The following is a 22910-nucleotide window of genomic DNA, read 5'->3' as shown; positions in this document are numbered from 1 at the left end:
GCCGATCGGTGGCACCTGGATCTCCATGCATGCGATACGAGCCGCGGCGCGAAGGGCGAGGCGCCGGACGCGGGCCGCCGGGCAGGCGGTCGGGCGGGTGTGGTCGGGGCCGGGCCGGGAACGGGACCTGGCCGTGCAGGCGGGCAAGGCGGCCCTGGCCGCCTGGATCGCCTGGGCGGTGGTCGGCCGGTGGCTGGACGCGCCCATGGCGTTCGTCGCCCCCTGGGTGGCGATCGTGCTGGTGGAATCCACCGTCTACCGGTCCATCGCGTACGGGCTGCAGCAACTCGCGGCGATCACCACCGGGACGGTCGTGGCCACCGCCGCGGCACTGCTGCTGCACGACACGATGACGGCGATGGCGCTGGTCCTGCCCGCGACCGTGCTGCTGGGGCAGTGGCGGCGCCTGGGCAGCCAGGGCATCTACGCCGCCACCGGCGCCCTGTTCGTCCTCACCGGCGGATCCGTCGGCATCCCCGCCGCCGCTGCCCGTATCGGCGAGGCCGTCTTCGGTGCGGTGGTCGGTATCGCCGTCAACGCGCTGATCCGCCCCCCGCTCTACCTGCGTGACACCCGCATCGCCCTGCGGGACGCCCTCCGCGAGACGCACGACATCCTGCACGCCGTGGCCGACGGCCTCGACCAAGGGAAGTGGGACGCCCAGGAGGCCGGCACCTGCCACGAGCGCGCCCTGTGTCTGCAACGCCTGGTCGGCCACGCACGCAGCACCCTGAGCACCAGCCGGGAAAGCCTGCGCGTCAACCTCCGCCGCACCGGCCCGACACCCCTTCACGGCGGGGACTACGACGACGCGGTGGTGGTCCTCGACTACGCCGCGCTCCACACCGCCGACGTGACCCGCACCGTCCTTGAGGCCGCCGCCGAAGTCGGTCCGGCCGCATGCCCCCACCCCGCCCTCGCCCGCCGCTACGCCGTGTTCCTGCGCCGCACCGCCGACACCCTCCGCCTCTACGACCAGAGTCGCTTCGGCCACCAGGGCGACCGCGAACTCCGTCAGGCCGTACGGGAACTGCACCGCACGCTCGACGCCCTGCGCCACCACGTGACCCAGGCGGGGCCGGGCAGCCCCGGCGAGTTCGCCACCTACGGCACCCTGCTGACCCAGGCCCACCGCCTGGCCGGCCGGCTCACCGCGCACCTCCCCGAGCCGCAAGCCGCGAGCAGCACGGCAGGGCTCGACGGCTGAGGGGGTCCGCCGCGGGAGACGGCCGCTCCGGCGGTGAACACACGCCGGTGTCACCTCCTCCTCTCGTACCGCTCCGCGGGCACGGCCGAGGGAAGAGCCTCAGCCTGGTTCACGTCCGGTCGCCCGGGTACACGGCGGGCTCGGCGGCAGCCGTCGCCGGGTCGACAAGCCGAAGGACGTATCCGATGGACAGCCGACTGGACGTCGTCCTGTTGGCGGTGCACGAGACCGCCGAGGAAGAGGTGGTCCACCCCTACGCTCGCAAGAACGTGGCCGGCGGCGAGGAGATCGTCAGGCTCCGCCTGGGAGATGTGGAGAGCGCCAAGGAGGTGCTGTCGAGGCTGGAGGACATGGACGTCGACTCCGCCGAGTTCCTCGAACGCTTCGCCGCCCTGCGGCAGGACGTCCTCGCCCACGCCGAGGCCGAGGAGCGGTACGAGTTCGCCCACTTCAGGACGGCCGCCGACCGGGGGAAGCTGGAGACCCCGGCCCGTGCCGTACGCGCCGCGGAGTCGGTTGCCCCGACCCGGCCGCATCCGGGTGTGGCCGACGCTGGAGGTCGTCGTACGGGACAGCCCGACGGCCCTGACGAAGCGATACCAGCCCGACCTGGGCCTCGCCCTGATCGACCCCGCCTGAGGAGTCCCGAAGGACCCGTATCCGGCCGAACGACCCGTCCGGCACCCGGGAGGTGACCATGAACCGGCCCATGCGCGATGCGCCGCGGACCCGATCGGGCGGGACCGGCCGCCGCCCTGTTCGCGGTGGGAGCCGCGAGGTCCGGCTTCGGTGACTCGCCGGGCCGCGGTGCCCTGACCGTTCTCGCCGTCGTGTGCGCGGTGCTCGCCCTGACGACCGCGGTCGACCTGGGGGTGGTGGCGGGCCGGCTGCGGCGAGAGCGGGGCAGCCGGACGTAAGGCTCACCGCCTCGCCGACGAACGGGAACGATGGCCAGCCGCCGGGGGACCGGCCGCTCATCCCAGTGTCAGCAGAACGATGGCTGCGGCGGCGCCCACCAGACCGGTCACCTGCGTCCGGGTGACCTTCTCGCGCAACACCGCGAGGCCGAGGACGGTGGGAACCACCGGGTACAGGGACGCCAGCACGACAGCGATGGCCAGCATCTGCTGTTGGGCGGCTCGGAGGTAGAGGATGAGCGCGAAGGCCGCGCCCGCTCCGGTCACCAGCGCTTCGCCCAGCAGCGGCAAGGGCTGCCGAAAGCGGGGAGCCTGTCGCAAGGCACTCGGCAGCAGGAGTATGACGGCGGCCAGCCGACCGGCCGCCACGGGCCACAGACCGCTCGTCGGCTCCACCTGGCCGAGTGCGACGTACTGCAGGGCCACCCGGCGCTCGCGAGCAGGCCGTCCGCCGACGCCCGCTGCTCCCGTGCCGGGTGCCCGGCCTCGTGCGGGCCGGCGCTCCGCGAGACGAGCCACAGGGCGGGCACGGTGAGGCAGATGCCCAGCCAGGACGAGGGCGTGGGCTGATCGCCCAGGAAGAACACGCCGCACATCACGGACAGGGCGACTCCGGTGACCGCACTCACCGGGACCACGACGCTCATGGCCCCGCGCGCCAGGCCGCGGTTGAGGAAGTGCATGGCGCACCCGCTTCCGGCTCCGGACAGCGCTCCCCACAGCAGGTCCGGGGAGCGGACGGCCTCGGCGGACACCAGGGCCGCGGCCGTCAGCGCGAGCAGCAGACCGCCGATCTGCCCGAGGAACGTGACCACGGTGAAGTGTGCCCGGCGGGACAGCAGGCCACCGGCGAAGTCGACGATGCCGTAGCAGACCGCCGAGGCCAGTGCGAGAAGTGCGCCCATCCGGTCCAGGTGCCCGGCACGGCGCCTTCCAGGCCTGTACAAGGAGGGGCGCCGCTGCGCGCGTTCGCCCTGCGCCGGGCCGTGGCGGAAAGCCGGCCGGTCCGGCCGGCCACACCGTCAGTGCCGCCGTCGACGACGCTGCCCCTGGTCGCCGAGCAGTCAGCGTCGGGTGATCCGGGGGAAGACGGCGTCGTCGAGGACCAGGCCGACGGCCACCGCTACGGGGATCGCGAGCAGCGCGCCGATGATGCCTTCGAGGGTGCCGCCGGCCAGCACGGCGAGGATGGTGACCAGGGGGTGGACCTGGACGGCGAACTTCATGGCGCGGGGCAGGATCAGGTAGTCCTCGGCGAGCCGGAAGACGACGTAGAACACGGCGGTCGCGATCGCCACCGGCAGGGAGACGACCAGGGCCACCAGGGAGACGACGATGCCGCCGATGGTGGAGCCGACCACCGGGATCAGGTCCATCAGGGCGACGAACACCCCCAGTGCCGCCGGATAGGGGACATCCCAGATCACCAGCCAGATGAACGTGGCCAGCCCGGCGATGAGCGATGTGGCGACGTTGGCCAGCATGTAGCGTCCGGTGCGCAGCAGGATCTCGTCGACCAGGGCCGTTGTGTGCTCGCGTCGGCTGCCGGGCACGAAGCGCAGGCAGAAATGCTTGAGAGCGGGCAGTCCGGCCAGGAAGTAGATGGTCAGGACGATGACCAGGAACAGGCCGGTCACGGTGGTGATCAGCAGTTGGCCGGCGCCCATCACGCCGCCGGCCAGGCTGCTGGTGTCGGTGCCCAGTTGCTTCTTGGCCTTCTCGATGATCTGGTAGCGGTCCTCCATCCGGCCCAGGAAGGAGTGGTGGTCGTGCAACTGCTGCAGCCAGGTGGGTACTTGGTGGACCACGGCGGTGATCTCGTGGGTGGCGGGCACGATGAACAGCGCGGAGAGACCGCCCAGGACGAGGAACAGCCCCACGATCACCGTGGCCACTGCCCAGGCGCGGCCCCACCCCCGTTCGGTGAGCCGGCTCACGAGCGGGTCCGCGCTGATCGCGATCACCAGGGAGAGCAGCACCAGCATCAGGACGCTCTCCATGTGCTGGACGGACCGCACCAGCCAATACGCCGTCAGCGCCCCCAGGCCGACCCGGAATCCGATGGAGAACCAGGACCGTGACGGCCGCCGCTCCGGCCCGGGACGGCGCGTGCTGTTTTCGGGCACGGGCGGGGGCGAAGCCGCATGGCTCCGGCCGCTGTCCGGGCCGGTCTCCTCCGCGCTCACCGGCACACTCCTGGCTGTCTGGGTCCGCCACACCCCCGGCAGTGATCAGCTGGGACGGAATGCGGGTGCGGAGGCATCCCTGACCGAGGTGCCCGTACGGGCGTCCGTCGGTCCCGGTGACCGGGTACCCCGGTGTGCCGAGGGAAACGACGGCGCCCGGACGAGCCGGGGGTGTGGAGGGGAGTGGTTTGCGGGCGACGCGGCGGGCAACTCGACCATCAGGACATCGCGCCCATAAGCCTCTGTCCCGATCCGAGGGGCAGGGTGCCGAGGCACAGAAGGAAGATGAACGACCGTGACCACTCAACTCCCGCGCACCACGCCGAAATCGTCGATCCGCGTCGCCGAGACGGGCTGGTCGAAGGCCCGTCACCGCCGGGGGAAGGGCGTGCGCACCTGCGTCGCCGCCGTCGCGGACGAGAGCGCGCCGGCAGTGGCGCAGTCCGATACCGAGGCGAACATCATCAGGGGCATGGACTGACCGCCCGGTCGGCCGCCTGGATGTCTTCATGTCCTCTCCCTGGGTACCCGGGGCGTTCCGGACCCGCGCCGGTCCGCCGATGCGGCGCGGACGACCCCCCTTATCGAAGGAGGAGCGAAATGAGCACGAGCACCGTCAAGGAAGCCGTGGAGGTCGGTGTCCCGGTCCACACGGCCTACAACCAGTGGACCCAGTTCGAGCACTTCCCCCACTTCATGGAAGGCGTGGAGGAAGTGCGGCAGCTCGACGACCGGCACAACCACTGGATCACCAGCATCGGCGGGGTGCGGCGGGAGTTCGACACCGAGATCGTCGACCAGGCGCCGGACGAGCGGATCACCTGGCGCACCGTGGACGGCGACACGCGGCAGCGGGGCTCGGTGCGTTTCGAGCCCCTGGACGACGCGCACACCCGGGTGGAACTCACCATGGAGGTCGAGCCGGCCGGCGTCGCCGAGAGGAGCGCGGACGTGCTGGGCGTGATCGACCGGCGGGTCAAGGGGGACCTGCGGCGGTTCAAGGACTACATCGAGGACCGCGGCGGCGAGAGTGGCGGCTGGCGCGGACGTATCCGGCCCGAGGACCCCGGCACGTCCCTCTGACGTCGATCAAGGAGATGTATTCGTGAGCACGGACATGTGGGGCTACCAGCCGGCGGTGGGTTACACGGCCGGCACCAGTCTGATCGGCTACCAGGTCGAGGCGACCGACGGCACTGTCGGCAAGGTCGACAAGCACTCCGACGACGTCGGAGCCTCTCACCTCGTGGTCGACACCGGGGCGTGGATCTTCGGCAGGCACGTCCTGATCCCCGCCGGCCTGGTCATCGGCGTCGACACGGCGGAGAAGAGGGTCTACGTCGGCCGGACGAAGGAGGAGATCAAGAACGCTCCCGAGTTCGACAAGGACAAGCACACCGGTGACGCGGGCTACCACGAGCAACTCATCAGTTACTACGAGAGCCACCGTGCGTGAGATCTGAGCCGGGGTGCGCGCGGGGTGGGCCGGAGCAGCCGCTCCGGCCCACCCCTTCCTCTTCGGGCATCAACCGTGCGACAGGGGGCACTCCTCCGGGTGAGGAGAATCCCGAACTCCGACGCGCACGGAGGTGGATGAGGACAGATGGTGGACACCCGACAAGCGGGGCAGCCGAAGCGGACGGCTGGCTGCGGCCGGCCGGAGCTGTCCCGTCCGTGCTGCGCACCATCCAACTCGTCGGCGTCGACGCACTCGTGGACTGCTACCTCACTCTTCCGCAGGCCCTCGGCCGCTGATCGCTCGGACGGGGATCGCGGAGCGGGCTCAGGTGTCGGCGGCTTCGCGCACGGCCTGAGGAGCCTTTTTGTCGAGGGCGACGCGGACCAGGGCCGCCGCCAGTACGGCGGGCTCCGCGCCGTCCGCCAGGCGGAGCAGGGCGGCGGGCGCGGTGGGCAGGTCCAGGGCTTGGGCGCCCTGGAGGGCTTTGGCGTCGAGGTACGGCGCCGTACCGGGCCAGACCGCCTGTGCCTCGCGCAGGAAGATGTCGGCGCCGGTTGGTCCCACTCCGGGGAACTCCTGGAGGAGGCGCCGTATCGTCGCCGTGTCGCCGTCGGCCTGATCCCGCAACTGCCGCAGGTCGCCTCCGTAACGTTCGATGGCCAGCGTCGCGCCGTCACCGAGCTGGGTGGCGGTGCGCTCGTCGTAGCGGCGGTAGCCGCCGCGGCCAAGTGCGTCGACCCGCTGCTGCCAGGTGGCCTCGGCCATCCGGCGTGGATCACGCATCCCGGCGGCGGCCAGCTCCTTGGCGGCGGCGACCGCGATATCGGCGCGGATACGCGCACTGAGCAGGCAGGCCAGCACGAGCAGCCGGTACAGCGGCTGAGGAGTGTTCTTGAGCGGGATGCCCGCCTCGTCGGCATAGGTGCGGCCGTGGGCGTCCAACAGCGCCCGCATTACCGCGGGTTGGGTGGTCGTGGCCATCCGTCTCACCTCCGAAGACTGCGTACGGTGTTTCGAGTACCCGGATGACCACGTGCGAAAGGGAGGGCCGCGCCGGCACTTCGCCCGGGAGCGGCACGTGCCCCCGGTTACGTTCCGTCGGTGATCGCGGCAAGTTCCTTGTCGAGCGCCGGAGCGATACCACGAGCGTCGACGCCGACCCTCCCGCGCACCTTCCGTACGAATTCGGCGACGCCGTCCCCGGGCAGCCACACCCGTGCGGTGGACGGGGACACGAGGCTCACCTCGATGCCGTCGATCGGCCCTCGCGCGGGTCGCACGGTGATGTCCCCGTCCCCGGCCGGGGACATCAGGCCCCTGGCGAGCAGGTCCCAGGCGAAGGTCCAGCGGACTTCTATTCCGTCGGGGCCCAGCAGCACCAGCCGCGCGGCCAGGCAGTCGTCCGGCCGGTAGACCAACTCCGTGGCGATGATGGCCCCTTCGTCGTCCGCGACGACCACGAATCCGGTCGTGCCGACCGTCAGTTGCGGGTCGTCCGGGAGCTGGGTCACGACACGGCCTCCGGCTGCCCGGATCCGCTCTCGGCCGTAGGGATGATCACCGTCGGCTGCCGCGAAGCTCTGGGCGGCGTGGATCCCGGGCTCAGCTCCCGCACCGCCGACATGGCTTCCTCCACAGTGCGGGTGCCGGTCAGGACGCACAGGGTGTAGGCGGCGTTCCGCACGGCGACGGCGACGGCGACGGCCGCGTCCCCGTCGGCCGCTCGTGCCAGGTAGTGGTCGACAGCCTGTTCCAGCACTGCCGGGTCCGGGACCATCACGTGAGACCTCCGCCTTCGCGGCGGGGGGCCCGGGCTCGACGGGTCGAAGTCGTGACGAGAGGGGGAGGGCACGATGACACTCCTCAAGGGCGAAAGAAGCGTGCCTGCCGGGCCGAAGCACTTGACTGGGCTCCCGTGTGCCCCGTCCGTACCACCCGAAACAGCCGGACCACGGCGTAGGCGTCCGCCCTTGGGGCACCCGGACACGGAGCGAACACGGTTCCCGTCGAGCACGGCCCTCGCCGACCACGAGGCACGGTGACCGCACGCGACCGCCCTGGTCCGGACAACGGGACGACAACGGCCCGGGTACGGAAGGAAGACGCACCGCGGCGCCGCGGCGCATGCGCCGACTCGGGGCACGGCTCCTTGCCTGTGCCAAGATCGGGTGGAACCGTGGGACGGAGCGGTCGCGGGAGGTGATGGTCATGGCGGGGGACGACCTGCTGGGCGGCGGGGACGCCGAACAGGAGGCGGACATCGAGCGTGCCCGTATCGCCCATGGACTCATCGCCGGAGTGAGCGGGCTGTCTCCGTCCGATGTGCCCCACGCGCTGTGCCGCAGTTGTGCGACGCTGCTTCCGGCGGCGTCGGGGCTGTCGGCCTCGATGCTGGCGGACGGTTCGGACATGGGCGTCGTGCTGTTCGCCAGCGACGATGTCGCGGCCCGGCTGGCGGAGATCCAGTACACCCTCGGCGAAGGCCCGTGCCGGGAGGCGGTCCGGCTGCGGGCGCCGGTGTTCGGTACGGACCTGTCCCGTGAGCGGCGCCGCTGGCCGCTGTACTCGGTGCAGGCGGTCAAGGCCGGCGTGCGGGCCGCCTTCTCCCTGCCGTTGATGGGGGCCGGAAGCGCGCTCGGCACCCTTGACCTGTACCGGGAGACGCCCGGTGCGTTGAGCCGGGGCGATATCCGCACAGCCCTGCTGGTCGCCGACGCGGTCACCCTGGCCGTCATCGCCCTCGATCACGCTTCCCCGCACCCCGATGGAGTCGTAACGTGGCTGGCAGGAGCGGAGTCGGACCGGGAGGAGGTCCATCAGGCCACTGGGATGATCATGGTTCAGCTGGGAGTGAGCGCTTCGGAAGCGCTGCTGCGCCTGCGGGCGCGTGCCTTCGCCCAGGGGCGGACCTCCACGGATGTCGCACGGGCCGTCATCGACCGCAGTCTGGACCTCGGTGCTGACTGACCGGCCGGTGCACGTGCCCAGACTGGCAACCACAGCGCCGGAGAGGCGAGCATGAACCGCGAGCGACAGCTGGCGCAGGCTTTCGTCGTCCTGGCGGACACTATGCCGCGGGGTTCGACCCCCCTGCGTCTTTTCCACTGCCTGGTTCATGCCTGCCGGGATCTGCTGGACGTGGACGCGGCGGCCGTGATGATCGCCGACGCCCATGGCAGCCTGCGGACCATGGCGACGACCGACGAGGACGCCCGCTGGCTGAGGACGACGTACATCTCGCGCAGGCCCTCGCGGACTCCGCGGCGCTGGCCCTGATGCACTGGTCCGCCGAGCCGGAACACATCGACGAGGTCATCACCCGGGTGCAGAGCATGATCGCGGCCAAGGCCACCCTGGAGATCGCCAAGGGCATGGTCGCGCAGCCCACGGGCGCCACCATCGGCGAGGCGGCCCGGCTGCTCAGCGCCTACGCCAGCGGGCACCAGGTCCGGCTCACCGAGACCGCCCGCGCTCTCGTCAACCGGGACCTGCTGCCGGCCGTCGTCGTCGATCCGCAGCCCCAGAGGTGAACCCGGCGCAGTGATCGCGGTGGCGGAACCCGTCGGGCGAGCGTGCTGTCGGCCGGTGCGGCCTTCCCGCTCGCGGAAGGCGTGCCGTCGCGGAGCATGCGCCGGACGGCGGCGATCGTGACCCCTTCTTCGTGGAGCTCGATCGCCCGCGGGTTGAGGTAGGAGGCCCGGCAGACCGCCGACGTGTTGTCGCGTGCCAGGCGCGCGCCTCCAGTGGGCGAGCAGCCGGTCGCCGCCGTTGCGACGCCGGAGCAGTGCCGTCGGGCTGCGGCAGGCGGCCGGTTCCGCGATGGCCTGGGTGAGCTCCTTGCCCGCCTTGCCGGTGCAGGTGAACAGGACGGCCCCTGCCCGGCAGCGGGAGTGTTCGCGCAGCAGCCTGCTGAGGCCGTAGGTGCTGTTCTGCTCCGTGTAGGGGCCGCTGCCGATGCGGAAGAACCCGAGATCGAGCAGCCGTACGGCGGTCGCCGACGTACAGGAGGTCGTCGAGGGACACCTGCGGGACCGGGGCCCCGGCCCGTCGGCGGGTCCGAAGGACCTCGACGACATCGTCTGCGGCGGTACCCGGGCTCGGAGGGCCGGCCGTGGCAAAGGCGTGCCCGGGTCGGCGAGCAGCCGATCGGACCGATTCAGCTCCCGCCGCCGGGATCTCAGGTGGTGCCGGGGCCGCCGCTGCCGAACGAGCCGCTGGACCCGGAGCCCCAACGCGGGCGCTCCTGCTTCTCACTGCGTTTGGTGCCGGAGCGGCCGAGTTGGTGCGGTGTGAGGCGCTCGCTCTCGTCTTCCGCCCGAGGCACCTCGTTCGGCTCCCGGACCTCCCTGGTTTCGTACATGGGCCCGGATTCCGGCGGCGTGGGCTGCTCGTGGGGCTTGGGCGGGCCCGGCTCGCGCCGACGCACCCGGATCCCGAGCCGGACGGCCCACACCAGCACTCCGACGATGACGAGGCCGCCCACGAAGGCGCCGATCGTGCCGTACGCGGCGTTCGCAAGGGCGATTTCCCAGTATGTCGCGTTCATGATGGCCGAGTACCCCCACTCCTGAATCGAAGACCTGGGACCGTGTTCCTGCCGTGGGCCCTATCGCACCCGGTTCGCCTTGGGCTTGGCGGGCTGGTCGGGCGTGCCGTGGGGCGGCGGGCTGATCGGTTCCGGTGACGTCTCGGGGGAGACGGGGGAACCCCCCGTCGTGGGCGCCGCTCCAGGACGGGATGCCGCCGGGGATCCCGAGGCCGGCTCGGCGCTCGCCGCCAGCTGGTGCAGCCGCGAGGCGAGTACCTCGACGACGGGCCTGCGGGCGCCGTGCTCGATCTCGTACCGGAGCAGTTCCCGCAGCTCGGCCTCGTCGAGGGTGCGGACGCGGTGCTCGATCTCGCCCAGCGGCAGTCCTTCGTAGTCGGGGACAGGCAGTTCGGCCCGGTCGGTACCGCGGGCGTGACGCGATGAAGCCATGATCATCTTCCTGACGCGCTGTTCACTGGCGTTGGGCCTGTCCGGTGCCGGGTTCCCGGGTATCCCGGACTCATCTGTGTCTTCGCCGCGAGATACCAAGGCGTGGCGTCCACACCTGACGAGAGGGCGCGGATAACGTCTCGCCCCGGACGATCACACGACGGCGTGGCCAGTGGCGTCGCCGCCCGGAACCGAGGCATCGGGTGAGCCCCTCCGTACGGAGTTCGCGCGCGTCCGCGGTTTCCGCCGGGATGGCAGGGGCACCCGCGAGTCGCTTTTCTGCTCCCCGGTCCGCGCGTCTCCCGCCGCGCCGCCGGCCCTGGGCAGCCCACGGAGGAGGACCATGACCGAACTGTCAGAACGTGGCGCCGCAGCCGTGCGGACCGCGTCCACAGCCTCTCCGGGGCGGGCGCTGCTGCGCTGGACCACCACGACCGATCACAAGGTGATCGGCAAGATGTACATGGTCACGGCTTTCTGTTTCTTCCTCCTCGCCGGTCTGCTCGCCATGGGCATGCGGGCCGAACTCGCCCGCCCCGGGCTGCAGTTCATGAACGAGCACACCTACAACCAGCTGTTCACGATCCACGGCACCATCATGATGCTGCTCTTCGCGACGCCGATGTTCGCGGGGTTCGCGAACGCGGTGATGCCGTTGCAGATCGGCGCTCCCGATGTGGCCTTCCCCCGCCTGAACGCCCTGTCGTACTGGATGTATCTCTTCGGCGGCCTGATGGTCGTCTCGGGCTTCGTGATCCCCGGCGGCGCCGCCGCCTTCGGCTGGTTCGCGTACGCACCCCTCAACAGTGCGTACAACTCGCCCGGCGCGGGCGGCGACCTGTGGGTGATGGGTCTGGTGGTGGCCGGTGTGTCGACGACGCTCGGCGCCGTCAACTTCATCACCACGATCCTGTGCCTGCGCGCCCCGGGGATGACGATGTTCCGGATGCCGATCTTCACCTGGAACATCCTCTTCACGTCGGTCCTGGTGCTGCCCGCCTTCCCGGTCCTCACCGCGGCCCTGCTCGCCCTTGAGGCGGACCGGAAGTTCGGGGCGCACGTCTTCGACGCGGCCAACGGCGGTGCCCTGCTGTGGCAGCACCTGTTCTGGTTCTTCGGCCACCCGGAGGTCTACATCGTCGCCCTGCCGTTCTTCGGGATCGTCTCGGAGATCATTCCGGTGTTCTCCCGCAAACCGCTCTTCGGATACGTTCCGTTGATCGGGGCGACGATCGCGATCACCATGCTGTCCGCCGTCGTCTGGGCACACCACATGTTCGCCACCGGCGCGGTGCTCCTGCCGTTCTTCTCCCTCATGTCGTTCCTGATCGCCGTGCCCACCGGCATCAAGTTCTTCGCCTGGATCGGCACCATGCGCAGAGGATCACTGTCGTTCGAGACCCCGATGCTGTGGGCGATGGGCTTCCTGACGTCGTTCCTGCTGGGCGGCCTGAGCGGGGTGCTCATCGCCTCGCCGCCGCTCGACTTCCACGTCACCGACTCGTACTTCATCGTGGCGCATCTGCACTACGTCCTGTTCGGCACCGTCGTCTTCGCCATGTTCGGCGGCTTCTACTTCTGGTGGCCCAAGTTCACCGGGAAAATGCTCGACGAGCGCCTCGGCAGAGTGCACTTCTGGCTGCTCTTCCCCAGCTTCCAGCTCACGTTCCTGGTGCAGCACTGGCTCGGCGAGGAGGGCATGCCACGCCGGTACGCGGACTATCTGCCCGCCGACGGCTTCACGCTCCTCAACACGCTGTCGTCGACCGGGGCCTTCCTGCTCGGCGTCTCGACCCTGCCGTTCCTCTACAACGTGTGGCACACGGCCAGGTACGGCAAGCAGGTCCCCGAGAACGATCCCTGGGGCTTCGGACGGGGGCTGGAATGGGCGACCTCCTGCCCGCCGCCCCGCCACAACTTCGTGGCGCTGCCGCGGGTGCGCTCGGAGTCCCCCGCCTTCGACCTGCACCACCCCGACATCGTCCGGCTGGCGAAAGAGGAGGGCCAACGATGAAGGTCGAAGCGTTCCTGTTCGGCGGCGTCGCGGTGTTCTTCGCGGGCTCCGCCGTCCTCTACGGCTACTGGTCGCACTGGGACCCGCCCGGCACGGCGGCGCTGGTGGTGGCGTTCCTGATGGCCGCCGTGATCGCGTTCTTCTGCGGGATGAACTACCGGCGCAAGGGGCGCCGCCCGCAGGACCGCGGCGACGCCGAAGTGGCGGACGGCGCGGGGCCGTTGGAGTTCTTCCCGGCCAAGAGCCCGTGGCCCGTCGTCACCGCCTTCGGTTTCGCCGTGCTGAGCACCGGGGTCGTCTTCGGGCTGTGGCTCTTCCTCATCGGGTTCGGGGTGCTGGCTCGCGGTGTTCTGGGGATGGTGTTCCAGTACGCGGACCGGGGTGACCGTCAGGAGGGCTGAGCGGCGCCCTGGGCGCTCCGGGACGGAACGTCTCGACCGGGCGGTGCTCGCTCTCGTAGCCCCCTGTGACGGACTGCCGAACCTCCCCCGTCTCCTGGCCCTCCTCCAGGGCCTCCTGCTCCGTCCGCAGCAAGGCGTGGCACAGCCACCGCGTCACCACGAACGCCACGACGGGGGCCACCACGAGGGCGATGCGCAGGATCCAGGTCAGCGCGTTGACCGAGATCCGGAACGTCTGGGCCACCACGTCGTTGCCGCCGGCCAGCAGCAGTACGCCGAAGAAGATGATGCCTGCGACGCCGAGTCCGGTGCGGACGGGGCGTTCACGCGGCCGGTCGCAGAGGTGCTGCTCCTGGTCCCACTCGCCCGTCACCCGCTGTTCGACGAAGGGGTACAGGTACAGGACGAGGAAGAGCAGCAGGGGCAGTACGACGGCCGGGAGCAGCACGTTCCACATGATGGTGTGCCCGGCGATGTTCGTCTCCCACGGCGGTACGAGCCGTAGCGCGCCCTCCAGGAAACCGACGTACCAGTCGGGCTGGGAGCCGGTCGACACCTGGTCCGGGCGGTAGGGCCCGTACACCCACACCGGGTTGATCTGGGCGATCCCGCCGAGCAGGGCGAGCACACCGAAGACCATGAGGGACAGACCGCCGGAGGAGGCGATGAACTGGGGGAAGAACGGTTTGCCGACGGCGTTCCGGTTCGTCTTTCCCGGTCCGCGCCACTGGGTGTGCTTCAGGTAGACGACCAGGATCAGATGGACGGTGACCAGAGCGATCAGCGCGCCGGGCAGCACCAGGATGTGCAGGCCGTAGAGCCTGGAGATCATGTCGTGGCCGGGGAACTCGCCCCCGAACGCGAACATGCTCACATACGTGCCGACCACCGGGATCGACAGCATGATGCCCTGCGCGATACGCAGCCCCGTCCCGGAGAGCAGGTCGTCCGGGAGCGAGTAGCCGGCGAAGCCCTCGGCGAGCGCGAGCGTGAACAGGGTGACACCGATCAGCCAGTTGACCTCGCGTGGTCTGCGGAAGGCGCCGGTGAAGAAGATCCGCAGCAGGTGCACACCGATCGCCCCGACGAAGACCAGGGCCGCCCAGTGGTGCATCTGCCGGACCAGGAGCCCGCCCCGGATGTCGAAGCTGATGTGCAGGGTGGAGTCGAACGCCTCCGACACCCGCACCCCTCGCAGCGGCACATATCCGCCGCCGTACGTCACCTCGCGCATCTCCGGCTTGAAGAACAGCGTGAGCCACACCCCGGTCAGGACCAGCACGAGCAGGTTGTACAGCGCCAACTCGCCCAGCAGGAACGACCAGTGGTCGGGAAAGGCCTTGCGGAGCAGCCGCCCGCCGCCGTCCGTCGTCGGCAGCCGGGCATCGACCGCGTCCGCGAAACGCTCGCCGGGCGAACGGGGTGACTCGGTCCCCGACGCCCCCTCGTCCCGGTCGGGTCGCGCCGCCCTCATGTCGCCCCCGGCCCATGCCCGTGGAGTTCCCCGCACCGCTCGTCCCTCACGGACGCCTCCCTCCGCACGCACTCGCGGCGCGCTCGTGCTCGTGCCGTGCCGGCAGATCGCGGCGGGCGAGTACCCCGACTGCGCGGAACAGTCGCGCGGCGGCCGAACCGGTCCGTGCCGGGTGCAGAGGGACACGTACCGGGTCTCTCCGGAGACGGAGCCACCGGATACTCCCACCCTCTCCCTCCGGTCACGCCGAGCGACATCCCTGCGCGCCCGAACGGGGGTCCGGCGCTCCTCGAACCGCCCTCGCCGATGCCCCGGTGCGCGTTACACGATCCGCGCGCCGGGAATCCGAAGCGTGTCCACCGAGCCCCGCCGGGGCTCTCAGCACGAGGAGGAAGCGGATCCATGACGAAGGCGCGAGAGATCATGACACCCGGTGCCGAGTGCGTCGGCGCGGACGAAGACGCCGAGGGCGCCCTCCGCACCGTGCCGGAACACCGGGTCCGGCGGTTTCCCGTCATCGACGGGAAGGAACCCGGTCGGCATCGTCGCCCGAGCCTATGTCGCCCCTGCCCTTCCCGATCCGAAGGCGGGCGCGGACGTCACAGGTCGGCTTCCGCGTTCCGCGCCTGCGGGGGTACGGCTTCCTGGAGTTCCGGTCGTCCGTCGTCGTGTTCGGCGTCGTGCCGGGCCAGCAGGGACAGCAGGTCGGCCACCGTCAGTCCCGCCTCGGCGGGGTGGCGCAGGATGGTCCCTTCCTCGACGCGGTAGGCGTTGGAGCGGCCCTGACGCGTATGGGTGAGAAAGCCGCTCTCCTCCAGATCGGACACGATCTTCTGGACCGCCCGTTCGGTGAGGCGGCAACGCGCGGCGATGTCACGGATGCGGGTGGTGGGATCCTCCGAGATCGCGGCCAGCACTCGTGCGTGGTTGGTCAGGAACGTCCAACCGGTATGCGGTTCCGGGGCTTCGTGCATGCTCACAGCCTACGCCCCTTGATTCACGCATTCAGAAGACTGAAACAGAATTCGTGTATGATTTGACAGGCGATTGTGTTCGAACGGAGCCCCGACGGGCGCGAGGTGGACACGTACGGATGCCAATGGAGTGGCTGCCATGTCAGAACCTGCATCTACGACGCACCCCGCGGCCGGATACGGGACCGCCTTCCCAGAGCCCGTCCCGCCATGGGGCGGCCCCGAGCGGTCTCTGCCGGGAATCGAAGCGCATCCCGCGGGCGACGGGACGCTCGTGGCGGTGTCGGGCGCACTCGACCTCCTCACCGAACAAGCCCTGTACGACGCTCTGCACGAAGTCCTCGGCCGATCGGTACGCGGAATCGACCTCGATCTGAGCGGGATCGACTTCTGCGACTGCGCCGGCCTCAACGCGTTGCTGCGCGTGCGTCGACAGGCCCGCGACGAGGACAGAACCGTCGCCGTCCGGAACGCGAGCGCGGTGGTGCACCGCCTGCTCTCGGTCACCCGCACGCGCCCCCTCTTCACCGTTGTGGACGAGAACCACTTGAGCACCCGACAACTGCCGGACGCGTCGTCCGGCCCAATACCCCACCGCTGGAAGGAATCCGTGTCCCTCGGCGAAGCGCACCACGATCCGCGCATCGAACTCGTTCAGCTGCGACGGGCCATGCAGACACGGCCCGTGATCGATCTCGCCCGCGGAGCGCTGATGGCGTCCTTCGGGCTCTCCCCCGAGCAGGCCTGGGAGGTCCTCGTCACGGTCTCCCAGAACACGAACACCAAACTGCACCACGTGGCCGAAGAGATCGTCGGCGCCGTCACCGGACCCCCGCTCTCAGAAGTCGTCCAGCAGCAACTGGCCGCGACGGTCGCCGCGCTGCCGCGGACTCCGTCGGCGGCACCGGAGGCGGAAGCCGGCGAAGCCTGAACCTCAACAGGCCTTTTCCACCACGCCGTTGACCTTCCCGCCAGTGCGCTTCCGTTTCCGGCCGCCCGGCACGGGCACTCGGGCCGAGATCCGGACGGACGAGCCGAATTCGGGACAGGTCATTGAGGAGGCGTTCATGGAATGGGCTCAGCGGGCTGCCTGCGCTCATGAGGACCCGGAGCTGTTCTTTCCCCTCAGTTCCATAGGGCCGGCGCTACGGCAGGAACTCGCCGCCAAGCGGGTCTGCTTCCTCTGCCCAGTGATCCGCCAATGCCTCGACTGGGCGATGGACAGCGGCCAGGCGCACGGCGTCTGGGGCGGAACGAGCGAGCGGGAACGCGCCGAACTGCGCAGGACGGCCGCCTTGGTGGACGCGCACGAGTGAACGCCTTGAGGCCCCAACGTCTGCCAGGTCCATTCGGTGACCGAGGACGGGTGGGTGCCGGTGCGGCGCAGTTCGCGTCGGGTTGTGGACGGCGGACGGATAGCCGTGGAAGGCGAGGACGACCGGGGTGCCGTGGCCGAACAGGTCGGTGAAGTCCGCCTGCGGCGGGCGTCGTCCAGGCCGGGCAACTGTGCGGCGGGCTGTTTGCCCGCGACAGTGACAGACGCGGTCGCGGGACTGCCGTTTGAGCTCTGCCCAACCGGAAACCCCGAAGATCCGAGACCCCTCGGCCCGGCTGTCTCGCACCACGTGAACGAACCCGGGCGGCGTGAACGAAGAGGTCCAGCTCCGCCAGGCCCCGGGCCGTGTGCCCCCCTTGGAGCGCCCCGTCCTGCGGCCGAGGTGACCACCACGACTCAAGCTGCGCTCCGGGCCAGCGCGGGGATGATCCCGCCGGCGAGGATCGCCTCGCGTTGTCGGGGCGAGAGGTGGTGGTGAAGCCCGTAGGTCTCGTCACGGGTGGTGTTGTGGACGGTCAGAGTGGACGGGCCGTCGGGGGCGAGGGCCCGGTGCAGTCCCTCGATGCGGAGTCGGTCGCCCCGCTCGATACGGTCGCGGTCGCCGGCGTCGTCGAACTCGGCAGGCAGGACACCGAAGTTGGCGAGGTTCTGCCAGTGGATGCGGGCGTAGGACTGGGCGAGGACGGCGCGCAGTCCGAGGTGGCGCAGGGTGATCGCGGCGTGTTCGCGGGAGGAGCCCTGGCCCCAGTTCTCGCCGGCGACGATCACGTGTCCGCCGTGGTCGCGGAGTTCGGCGGCGCGGTGGGGGTAGTCGGCGTCGAGCCGGGTGAGCGTGAACTCGGCGAGCTTGGGGACGTTGGAGCGGTACGGCAGGGCCTTGGCGCCGGCCGGGGAGATCTCGTCGGTGGAGACGTCGTCGCCCGCCTTGATCAGGACGGGTGCGTCGATGGTGTCGGGCAGCGGGTCGAGGTCGGGCAGGGCGGAGATGTTCGGCCCGCGTACGAGCTGTATCCCGCCGGCCTCGTCCGGAGGCAGGGGCGGTTCCAGCATGGCCGCGTTGACCGTGGCCCGCTCGGGCAACTCCACCGCCGGGTACGGCACATCGCAGTCGGCGGCCCAGTCGCGCGGGTCGGTGATCGTCCCGGTGAGTGCGGACGCGGTCGCGGTCTCGGGGGAGCAGAGCCAGACCGCGTCGTCCTCGGTGCCGGAGCGGCCGGGGAAGTTGCGCGGGAACGTACGCAGTGAGTTGCGCCCGCTGGTCGGGGCCTGCCCCATGCCGATGCAGCCCAGGCAGCCGGCCTGGTGCAGCCGCGCACCGGCCGCCACCAGGTGGAAGGTGGCCCCGGCGCGGGTGAGGTCCTGGAGGATCTCGCGGGAGGTGGGGTTGACGTCGAAGCTCACGCCCGGGGCGGTCTGACGGCCACGGACCATGGCCGCGGGCACCATGAAGTCACGCAGCCCCGGATTGGCGGAGGAGCCGATGACGGCCTGCTCGACCGGCTCGCCCGCCACCTCCCGTACCGGTACGACGTTGCCCGGTGAGGTGGGTTTGGCGATCAGCGGCTGGAGGGCGGAGAGGTCGATCTCCTCCTCCAGGTCGTACCGCGCGTCGGGCTCGGCGGTGAGCTCGCGGAAGTCCCGCTCGCGGTCCTCGGCCCGCAGGAAGGACCGTACGGCGTCGTCGGCGGGGAAGACCGAGGTGGTGGCGCCGAGTTCGGCGCCCATGTTGGCGATGACGTGCCGGTCCATCGCGGTCAGGCGGTCCAGGCCCGGCCCGTGGTACTCCAGGGCGCGGCCGACCCCGCCCTTGACCCCGTGGCGGCGCAGCAGTTCGAGGATCACGTCCTTGGCGCTGACCCAGTCGGGCAGGGCGCCGGTGAGCCGGATGCCCCAGATCTGCGGCATCCGTACGTACAGCGGCTGCCCGGCGATCGCCAGCGCCACCTCAAGGCCGCCGACGCCGATGGCCAGCATGCCCAGCGAACCGGCCGCGCACGTGTGGGAGTCCGACCCGGCCAGGCTCCGGCCCGGCACCCCGAAGTGCTGCATGTGGGTGGGGTGCGAGACGCCGTTGCCGGGTTTCGAGTACCACAGGCCGAAGCGGCGGGCCGCGGACCGGAGGAAGACGTGGTCCTCGGCGTTGCGCTCGTCCGCCTGGAGGATGTTGTGGTCGACGTACTGCACGCTGACCTCGGTGCGCACCCGGTCCAGGCCGAGGGCCTCCAGCTCCTGCATCACCAGGGTTCCGGTGGCGTCCTGGGTGAGCGTCTGGTCGATCCGCAGACCGATCTCCTCGCCGGGAACCATGTGCCCCGTCACCAGGTGCTCCTCGATGAGCCGGTGCGCCACCGTGCCACCGGCCTTCTGCTGGGCCACCATCCCGCTGACCTCCCGCTGCCGTTTTCGGACCGACTCACGCGTACCCGACATGCCGACCCTTGAACGGAACGGGCCCCACAGCAGAGTGGGACGGAGCTGTGGCGGGCGCGCCGGAGCCGACGGACGCGCTCCTCCCGTGCGTGACTACGGGAGGTCGTCGTCCTCGTCCGGGATCCGGTGGACGGCGGCCTCTTCCGCGGAGGCCGCGCCACCGTCGATGCCCACGTCCTGGGCGAGCATGTCCTTCTCGGTGTCGCCGTGCGCGCCCTCGTCCGGAGCCACCAGGCGGCCGGCCCGGTCCGTGCCCACCTCGTCGTCCAGCGGCTCACCCTCCCCGCCCGCGAGATCCCCCAGGCCGTCGTACCGGGCTCCTCGAGCGCCGGATCGGTGCGCTCCTCGGCCAGCCTCCGGTCCAGGCTCTCGCCCTCCCGCTGCTCCCGCGCCGTCGTGCCCTCGTGCTCCACGGCGAGCGGACGCTCGGGCGGCGACCAGCCCTCCTCGTAAGGATCGCTGCCCCGGTCGTTGAGGGTGTCCTCCGGATCGAGGACACCCTCGTCCTCACGGCCGTCGGGCCCGTAGGGCTGGTAGACCTCGTCACCCATGACGTCGTCCTGGTTCTGGCTGCCCATGGTGCGTGTGCCTTCCGTCTGGATTCAGGTGTGCCTTCGGTCCGCGTATCCAGGTCGGCACCGTCCACACGCGGGTCCGGCCGGAGTGTGCGCCGGGGCGGGGCGGGTACCCGCGCCGGGCTGGAGGGACAAGACCCCGGAACCTGAAGGAGGCCCGTATGACCAGCGGCACGGAGACCGGCGGCGCCACGGGCACGCCGGACAAGGACTACAACCTGATCTGGTACGTGGAAGCGTGCTTGAACAACGCGCTGCGTCTGGAGACGTACATCGCGGACGCGGAGCGCGAGAAGGACACCGAGATTGCGGATCTCTTCCGCAAGGCCCAGGCCGACAGCCGCAAGGGTGCCGACATCGGCAAGCGGCTGCTGCGTTCGCGCCTGGACGGAGCCTGAACAGGACCTTGTCCTCCGCGCGTACCGCGTCCGGCGTGAGGCTGCGCCGGACGCGGTACTCGCGCGTGACCCACGAGGCGGTCACCGAGAGGGCCTGCCTGCCCCCGGGTCTTCCCGTCAGGGAAACAAGGCGATGCCGACGACGATCAGCACGATGACGCCGATGACGAACGCCGCGACCAGCCAAGGACTGCGGTGCTTCACGGGAGCCTTGGGTTTGCCCTCGCGCGGCCGGTCCTCCGGCAGCGTGGGGTGGGCCGGACGGTCCCGTGAGTAGAGTGCCGGGCGGCTGTTCCTCAACCGACCTTTGGCGGAGATGGCGCAGCGACCTGTGACCACCGGCCGGGAACGGTCGTCGACGGTGCCGGGTGGAAGACACGGAAAAGACCGCTCTGATCGTGATCGACATGATCAACACGTACGACCACGACGACGCGGATGCGCTCGTTGGGACAGAGCTCCGCGGGGCTGGACAGCGGGCGGTATGAACGTGCGGGCAGTGCGCCACTGAGGAGTCCGTACCTCTGCCTTGGAAGCGGCTCCTTGACGTCGGTCCGCATGGGATGGACCGGCCGAAAGGGCGCCGAGATGTGGGAGCCCCGCAACCCCGGCTGCCTCACTTCTTGTCGTCATTGGTGACCCTGCGGGTGGCCGCCCGGTGGCCGGACGCCTTTGGACAACGTCACACGAGCCGGCATACGGCAACCGGCCGTAGAGGCTGTCGGGGAAGGTCAGACGTTCGACGCCGGACATGGACCACGCGCGCACCTCCTCGCGTACGGCGGTGGTGTGGCTGGCCAGGGTGAGCAGGTTGTCGAGGAGTTCGGTGCTGGGGTTCGCGGTCACGTGGGGGCTCCAAGGGGGTTGGTCGCGTCCGAGGCGGGTGACAGGGGCCGGTCCGCCCCGGACGCCAGGGCGGTGGTGCTACGCGGTCGGGGCTGCGCGGTGGGCGTAGACCTGGTCGACCCAGCCGGACTTGAAGGCGGCGAGGTCGTCGCGGAAGGCGTTCATCGAGGCGCCGTAGGGCGCCACGACGCCACCGGACTGGTCGGGCACGGACTGGCAGCCGTGCACGAGCCGTCCGCCGAGGGCGGCGTGGGCCTTGATGGCCTCGATGCGACGGTGTCTCTGTCGACGGCTGGCAATAGGAACACCGAAACTTCGCGCAGGAGCGGGGCTGCTGTCGCGCGACCGGTCCAGCGGACTCGGCTGTCCTGCCTGTCCCTATGTGATCGGTACGGTGGCACCGGGACGACGAGAGGGGCGGCGCTGCCGTGGGCGAGGAAGCGGAGATCAGGACGGCCAAGGAGGCTGCGGATCACGAGCTCATCTTGGCGTTCGGGAGGCTGCAGGGGGCGGCGAACCGGCTGGAGTACATCCTCGGCCGGGCGCTGGAGGTGGAGTGCGGCATCAGTCATTTGGTCTTCGAGGTGCTGTTGATCCTCGGGCGCGCGGGCGAGCCGGGGCTTTCCATGCGCGCCATTGCCCAGGAGCAGGTGCTGACCACCGGTGGGGCCACCCGGCTGGTGGATCGCATGGAGGCGGCGGGTTTCGTGACGCGCGCGGACTCTCCCGACGACCGGCGCGGAAAGCTGGTGCGGCTGACGCCGCTGGGCGAGGAGACGGTCGTACGCGCGTCCCGGGTCCACCTGGAGAACATCAAGCGGTACCTCGTGGACCCGCTGCCCGCGGCGGACCGGAAGCGGTTCGCGGAGGATCTCCGCATCCTCAGCCACACGGCCCGGGACCTGCTGCCCCGACTGCCCTGACCTGCGGACCAGCAACCCCGCTGGTGTGATGACGCGGTCAGCCACACCTATGTGCCCCACCTCACACGAACCTTGAAATATCTGACGCGTCAGTTACTGTTCTGTCAGGTGAATCGCTCGCACCCCGCGGGCGCACATCTCTGCCGAGGTCTTCGATGAAGCTCGTCTACGTCTTCGACGCCTACTGCGGCTGGTCGCACGGGTTCTCCGGAACGCTGAGCGAGGTCGCCGCCCGTCACCCCGAACTGCCGGTCGAGGTCGTCTCCGGCGGGCTGTTCACCGGATCGCGGCGGGTACCCATCCGCCAGTTCGGCTACGTCCAGGGCGCGAACGCCAAGATCGCCGAGCTGACCGGCGCCGAGTTCGGCGCGGCCTACGAGCAGCTGATCGCCGACGGCTCCTTCGTGATGGACTCCGAGGCCGCCGCCCGCGGCGTCGCAGCCCTGCGCCAGGTCGCCCCCGACCACGCGGCGGAGCTGGCCGCGGCCCTGCAGGCCGCCTTCTATGTCGACGGACGCAGCCTGTCCGAGGCGGCCACCTACCGGAAGGTCGCCCAGGCCGCCGGGCTCGACGCGGATGCCGTCGTCGCCGCCTTCGAAGCACCCGACGCACAGACCGCGGCCCGCGCCGACTTCCGCCGCGCGGTCCAGCTCGGCGTCACCGGCTTCCCCACCCTCCTGGCCGTCGACGGCGACTTGGTCACCCCGCTGGCCTATGGCCAAGCCACCGCCGACGAGGTCGACGCACGCTTCGCCGCCCACTGATCTTCCCCTGCCCCATCCCCCCTCTGCG

The 22910-nt window shown here is 70.5% G+C and carries 29 protein-coding genes and 3 pseudogenes; 17 read left to right on the top strand and 15 right to left on the bottom strand.

Annotation, left to right across the window (positions count from 1 at the left end):
- Positions 1-25 precede the first annotated feature (25 nt).
- The 3 genes from OH768_RS23660 to OH768_RS23650 all read left to right on the top strand — a co-directional run bounded on the left by OH768_RS23660 (position 26) and on the right by OH768_RS23650 (position 2124).
- A complete protein-coding gene (locus OH768_RS23660; protein ID WP_406456671.1) occupies positions 26-1207 on the top strand; it encodes an FUSC family protein in 1182 nt (393 codons plus the stop codon).
- Between the two features lie 185 nt (positions 1208-1392).
- Positions 1393-1902 (top strand): hemerythrin domain-containing protein, encoded by a 510-nt coding sequence (locus OH768_RS23655; RefSeq protein WP_406456669.1) that lies wholly within the window; start codon positions 1393-1395, stop codon positions 1900-1902.
- A 21-nt stretch (positions 1903-1923) separates the two neighbouring features.
- On the top strand, positions 1924-2124 hold the full coding sequence (locus OH768_RS23650; RefSeq protein WP_406456667.1) for a hypothetical protein: 201 nt from the start codon (positions 1924-1926) through the stop codon (positions 2122-2124).
- Positions 2125-2181: 57 nt separating this feature from the next.
- On the opposite strand, the gene OH768_RS23645 is transcribed toward OH768_RS23650, so the two are convergent.
- From OH768_RS23645 to OH768_RS23635, 3 genes are all read right to left on the bottom strand, one after another.
- Positions 2182-2493, bottom strand: coding sequence for an EamA family transporter (locus tag OH768_RS23645; protein WP_406456665.1), 312 nt, complete (start codon positions 2491-2493; stop codon positions 2182-2184).
- Positions 2388-3029, bottom strand: coding sequence for an EamA family transporter (locus tag OH768_RS23640; protein ID WP_406456663.1), 642 nt, complete (start codon positions 3027-3029; stop codon positions 2388-2390). The genes OH768_RS23645 and OH768_RS23640 overlap by 106 nt, the downstream gene beginning before the upstream one ends.
- A 159-nt stretch (positions 3030-3188) precedes the next feature.
- Positions 3189-4310: an AI-2E family transporter gene (locus OH768_RS23635; protein WP_406456661.1), complete on the bottom strand. Its 1122-nt coding sequence runs from the start codon at positions 4308-4310 to the stop codon at positions 3189-3191.
- Positions 4311-4605: 295 nt separating this feature from the next.
- Between OH768_RS23635 and OH768_RS23630 the strand changes: the two genes are divergently transcribed.
- The 4 genes from OH768_RS23630 (at position 4606) to OH768_RS23615 (ending at position 6065) form a co-directional block, all read left to right on the top strand.
- Complete coding sequence (locus tag OH768_RS23630) at positions 4606-4791, top strand: hypothetical protein (protein ID WP_406456659.1); 186 nt, start codon at positions 4606-4608, stop codon at positions 4789-4791.
- 119 nt (positions 4792-4910) lie between these two features.
- A complete protein-coding gene (locus tag OH768_RS23625; RefSeq protein WP_406456657.1) occupies positions 4911-5393 on the top strand; it encodes an SRPBCC family protein in 483 nt (160 codons plus the stop codon).
- 22 nt (positions 5394-5415) lie between these two features.
- The gene (locus OH768_RS23620; protein ID WP_406456655.1) at positions 5416-5766 is read left to right on the top strand and encodes a PRC-barrel domain-containing protein; all 351 of its coding nucleotides are present in this window, start codon (positions 5416-5418) and stop codon (positions 5764-5766) included.
- A 137-nt stretch (positions 5767-5903) separates the two neighbouring features.
- Positions 5904-6065, top strand: coding sequence for a hypothetical protein (locus tag OH768_RS23615; protein ID WP_406456653.1), 162 nt, complete (start codon positions 5904-5906; stop codon positions 6063-6065).
- Between the two features lie 28 nt (positions 6066-6093).
- Here the strand turns inward: OH768_RS23615 and OH768_RS23610 are convergent, their stop codons facing one another.
- The 3 genes from OH768_RS23610 to OH768_RS23600 all read right to left on the bottom strand — a co-directional run bounded on the left by OH768_RS23610 (position 6094) and on the right by OH768_RS23600 (position 7546).
- Positions 6094-6750: an endonuclease gene (locus OH768_RS23610; RefSeq protein WP_406456651.1), complete on the bottom strand. Its 657-nt coding sequence runs from the start codon at positions 6748-6750 to the stop codon at positions 6094-6096.
- 107 nt (positions 6751-6857) lie between these two features.
- Positions 6858-7280: an SsgA family sporulation/cell division regulator gene (locus OH768_RS23605; protein ID WP_406456649.1), complete on the bottom strand. Its 423-nt coding sequence runs from the start codon at positions 7278-7280 to the stop codon at positions 6858-6860.
- Entirely contained in the window at positions 7277-7546 is a 270-nt protein-coding gene (locus tag OH768_RS23600) for a DUF5133 domain-containing protein (protein WP_406465411.1), read from the bottom strand. Before OH768_RS23600 ends, OH768_RS23605 begins: the two co-directional genes overlap by 4 nt.
- Positions 7547-7977: 431 nt before the next feature.
- Between OH768_RS23600 and OH768_RS23595 the strand changes: the two genes are divergently transcribed.
- From OH768_RS23595 to OH768_RS23585, 3 genes are read left to right on the top strand one after another with little or no spacing between them, the layout of a single operon-like run.
- The gene (locus OH768_RS23595; protein ID WP_406456647.1) at positions 7978-8736 is read left to right on the top strand and encodes a GAF and ANTAR domain-containing protein; all 759 of its coding nucleotides are present in this window, start codon (positions 7978-7980) and stop codon (positions 8734-8736) included.
- A 51-nt stretch (positions 8737-8787) separates the two neighbouring features.
- The gene (locus OH768_RS23590; RefSeq protein ID WP_406456645.1) at positions 8788-9045 is read left to right on the top strand and encodes a hypothetical protein; all 258 of its coding nucleotides are present in this window, start codon (positions 8788-8790) and stop codon (positions 9043-9045) included.
- Entirely contained in the window at positions 9045-9299 is a 255-nt protein-coding gene (locus OH768_RS23585) for an ANTAR domain-containing protein (protein ID WP_406456643.1), read from the top strand. The genes OH768_RS23590 and OH768_RS23585 overlap by 1 nt, the downstream gene beginning before the upstream one ends.
- 647 nt (positions 9300-9946) lie before the next feature.
- On the opposite strand, the gene OH768_RS23580 is transcribed toward OH768_RS23585, so the two are convergent.
- Together OH768_RS23580 and OH768_RS23575 are read right to left on the bottom strand one after the other, a co-directional pair.
- Positions 9947-10315, bottom strand: a complete 369-nt coding sequence (locus OH768_RS23580) for a DUF6479 family protein (RefSeq protein ID WP_406456641.1) — start codon at positions 10313-10315, stop codon at positions 9947-9949.
- A 60-nt stretch (positions 10316-10375) separates the two neighbouring features.
- Entirely contained in the window at positions 10376-10747 is a 372-nt protein-coding gene (locus tag OH768_RS23575; RefSeq protein ID WP_406456639.1) for a hypothetical protein, read from the bottom strand.
- Between the two features lie 343 nt (positions 10748-11090).
- On the opposite strand from OH768_RS23575, the gene ctaD reads away from it, so the two are divergent.
- Entirely contained in the window at positions 11091-12761 is a 1671-nt protein-coding gene (gene ctaD / locus OH768_RS23570) for a cytochrome c oxidase subunit I (RefSeq protein ID WP_406456637.1), read from the top strand.
- On the top strand, positions 12758-13162 hold the full coding sequence (locus tag OH768_RS23565; protein WP_406456635.1) for a cytochrome c oxidase subunit 4: 405 nt from the start codon (positions 12758-12760) through the stop codon (positions 13160-13162). The genes ctaD and OH768_RS23565 overlap by 4 nt, the downstream gene beginning before the upstream one ends.
- Here OH768_RS23565 and OH768_RS23560 read toward each other — a convergent pair.
- Together OH768_RS23560 and OH768_RS23555 are read right to left on the bottom strand one after the other, a co-directional pair.
- Entirely contained in the window at positions 13080-14636 is a 1557-nt protein-coding gene (locus OH768_RS23560; RefSeq protein ID WP_406456633.1) for a cytochrome bc complex cytochrome b subunit, read from the bottom strand. The two genes, OH768_RS23565 and OH768_RS23560, sit on opposite strands and share 83 nt — an antisense overlap.
- A 599-nt stretch (positions 14637-15235) precedes the next feature.
- A complete protein-coding gene (locus OH768_RS23555; RefSeq protein ID WP_406456631.1) occupies positions 15236-15610 on the bottom strand; it encodes a helix-turn-helix transcriptional regulator in 375 nt (124 codons plus the stop codon).
- A 139-nt stretch (positions 15611-15749) separates the two neighbouring features.
- On the opposite strand from OH768_RS23555, the gene OH768_RS23550 reads away from it, so the two are divergent.
- Both OH768_RS23550 and OH768_RS23545 read left to right on the top strand, forming a co-directional pair.
- Entirely contained in the window at positions 15750-16541 is a 792-nt protein-coding gene (locus OH768_RS23550) for an ANTAR domain-containing protein (protein WP_406456629.1), read from the top strand.
- Between the two features lie 136 nt (positions 16542-16677).
- Entirely contained in the window at positions 16678-16926 is a 249-nt protein-coding gene (locus OH768_RS23545) for a WhiB family transcriptional regulator (RefSeq protein WP_406456627.1), read from the top strand.
- Positions 16927-17342: 416 nt separating this feature from the next.
- Here OH768_RS23545 and OH768_RS23540 read toward each other — a convergent pair whose 3' ends face one another.
- Both OH768_RS23540 and OH768_RS23535 read right to left on the bottom strand, forming a co-directional pair.
- Positions 17343-19325 (bottom strand): aconitate hydratase, encoded by a 1983-nt coding sequence (locus OH768_RS23540; protein ID WP_406465410.1) that lies wholly within the window; start codon positions 19323-19325, stop codon positions 17343-17345.
- Positions 19326-19469: 144 nt separating this feature from the next.
- Positions 19470-19954 (bottom strand): annotated as a pseudogene (locus OH768_RS23535) (DUF5709 domain-containing protein).
- A gap of 158 nt (positions 19955-20112) precedes the next feature.
- Between OH768_RS23535 and OH768_RS23530 the strand changes: the two are divergent.
- Entirely contained in the window at positions 20113-20349 is a 237-nt protein-coding gene (locus OH768_RS23530; protein WP_406456625.1) for a hypothetical protein, read from the top strand.
- Between the two features lie 117 nt (positions 20350-20466).
- On the opposite strand, the gene OH768_RS23525 is transcribed toward OH768_RS23530, so the two are convergent.
- From OH768_RS23525 to OH768_RS23515, 3 genes and pseudogenes are all read right to left on the bottom strand, one after another.
- Positions 20467-20649, bottom strand: a complete 183-nt coding sequence (locus tag OH768_RS23525) for a hypothetical protein (protein ID WP_406456623.1) — start codon at positions 20647-20649, stop codon at positions 20467-20469.
- 420 nt (positions 20650-21069) lie between these two features.
- Positions 21070-21195, bottom strand: a pseudogene (locus OH768_RS23520) (aminoglycoside phosphotransferase family protein); the annotation flags it as partial.
- Positions 21196-21273: 78 nt separating this feature from the next.
- Positions 21274-21474, bottom strand: a pseudogene (locus tag OH768_RS23515) (hypothetical protein); the annotation flags it as partial.
- A 149-nt stretch (positions 21475-21623) separates the two neighbouring features.
- Here OH768_RS23515 and OH768_RS23510 point away from each other — a divergent pair.
- The gene (locus OH768_RS23510) at positions 21624-22118 is read left to right on the top strand and encodes a MarR family winged helix-turn-helix transcriptional regulator (RefSeq protein WP_388101739.1); all 495 of its coding nucleotides are present in this window, start codon (positions 21624-21626) and stop codon (positions 22116-22118) included.
- A gap of 155 nt (positions 22119-22273) precedes the next feature.
- Positions 22274-22882 carry a DsbA family protein gene (locus OH768_RS23505; RefSeq protein ID WP_406456621.1) on the top strand — a complete coding sequence of 203 codons (609 nt, stop codon included), beginning with the start codon at positions 22274-22276 and terminating at the stop codon, positions 22880-22882.
- Positions 22883-22910 lie beyond the last annotated feature (28 nt).

The sequence above is a fragment of the Streptomyces sp. NBC_01622 genome, from assembly GCF_045209635.1.
Classification (GTDB): Bacteria; Actinomycetota; Actinomycetes; order Streptomycetales; family Streptomycetaceae; genus Streptomyces.
This window is presented reverse-complemented; position numbering and strand designations above follow the sequence as displayed.

Bases quoted from the DNA above. Each gene is read 5' to 3' on its own strand.
- OH768_RS23660 (WP_406456671.1), top strand. From the start codon at position 26: ATGCATGCGATACGAGCCGCGGCGCGAAGGGCGAGGCGCCGGACGCGG.
- OH768_RS23655 (WP_406456669.1), top strand. From the start codon at position 1,393: ATGGACAGCCGACTGGACGTCGTCCTGTTGGCGGTGCACGAGACCGCC.
- OH768_RS23650 (WP_406456667.1), top strand. From the start codon at position 1,924: ATGCGCCGCGGACCCGATCGGGCGGGACCGGCCGCCGCCCTGTTCGCG.
- OH768_RS23640 (WP_406456663.1), bottom strand. From the start codon at position 3,029: ATGGGCGCACTTCTCGCACTGGCCTCGGCGGTCTGCTACGGCATCGTC.
- OH768_RS23625 (WP_406456657.1), top strand. From the start codon at position 4,911: ATGAGCACGAGCACCGTCAAGGAAGCCGTGGAGGTCGGTGTCCCGGTC.
- OH768_RS23615 (WP_406456653.1), top strand. From the start codon at position 5,904: ATGAGGACAGATGGTGGACACCCGACAAGCGGGGCAGCCGAAGCGGAC.
- OH768_RS23610 (WP_406456651.1), bottom strand. From the start codon at position 6,750: ATGGCCACGACCACCCAACCCGCGGTAATGCGGGCGCTGTTGGACGCC.
- OH768_RS23600 (WP_406465411.1), bottom strand. From the start codon at position 7,546: ATGGTCCCGGACCCGGCAGTGCTGGAACAGGCTGTCGACCACTACCTG.
- OH768_RS23595 (WP_406456647.1), top strand. From the start codon at position 7,978: ATGGCGGGGGACGACCTGCTGGGCGGCGGGGACGCCGAACAGGAGGCG.
- OH768_RS23590 (WP_406456645.1), top strand. From the start codon at position 8,788: ATGAACCGCGAGCGACAGCTGGCGCAGGCTTTCGTCGTCCTGGCGGAC.
- OH768_RS23585 (WP_406456643.1), top strand. From the start codon at position 9,045: ATGCACTGGTCCGCCGAGCCGGAACACATCGACGAGGTCATCACCCGG.
- OH768_RS23580 (WP_406456641.1), bottom strand. From the start codon at position 10,315: ATGAACGCGACATACTGGGAAATCGCCCTTGCGAACGCCGCGTACGGC.
- OH768_RS23575 (WP_406456639.1), bottom strand. From the start codon at position 10,747: ATGGCTTCATCGCGTCACGCCCGCGGTACCGACCGGGCCGAACTGCCT.
- ctaD (WP_406456637.1), top strand. From the start codon at position 11,091: ATGACCGAACTGTCAGAACGTGGCGCCGCAGCCGTGCGGACCGCGTCC.
- OH768_RS23565 (WP_406456635.1), top strand. From the start codon at position 12,758: ATGAAGGTCGAAGCGTTCCTGTTCGGCGGCGTCGCGGTGTTCTTCGCG.
- OH768_RS23560 (WP_406456633.1), bottom strand. From the start codon at position 14,636: ATGAGGGCGGCGCGACCCGACCGGGACGAGGGGGCGTCGGGGACCGAG.
- OH768_RS23555 (WP_406456631.1), bottom strand. From the start codon at position 15,610: ATGCACGAAGCCCCGGAACCGCATACCGGTTGGACGTTCCTGACCAAC.
- OH768_RS23550 (WP_406456629.1), top strand. From the start codon at position 15,750: ATGTCAGAACCTGCATCTACGACGCACCCCGCGGCCGGATACGGGACC.
- OH768_RS23545 (WP_406456627.1), top strand. From the start codon at position 16,678: ATGGAATGGGCTCAGCGGGCTGCCTGCGCTCATGAGGACCCGGAGCTG.
- OH768_RS23540 (WP_406465410.1), bottom strand. From the start codon at position 19,325: ATGGTGGCCCAGCAGAAGGCCGGTGGCACGGTGGCGCACCGGCTCATC.
- OH768_RS23530 (WP_406456625.1), top strand. From the start codon at position 20,113: ATGACCAGCGGCACGGAGACCGGCGGCGCCACGGGCACGCCGGACAAG.
- OH768_RS23505 (WP_406456621.1), top strand. From the start codon at position 22,274: ATGAAGCTCGTCTACGTCTTCGACGCCTACTGCGGCTGGTCGCACGGG.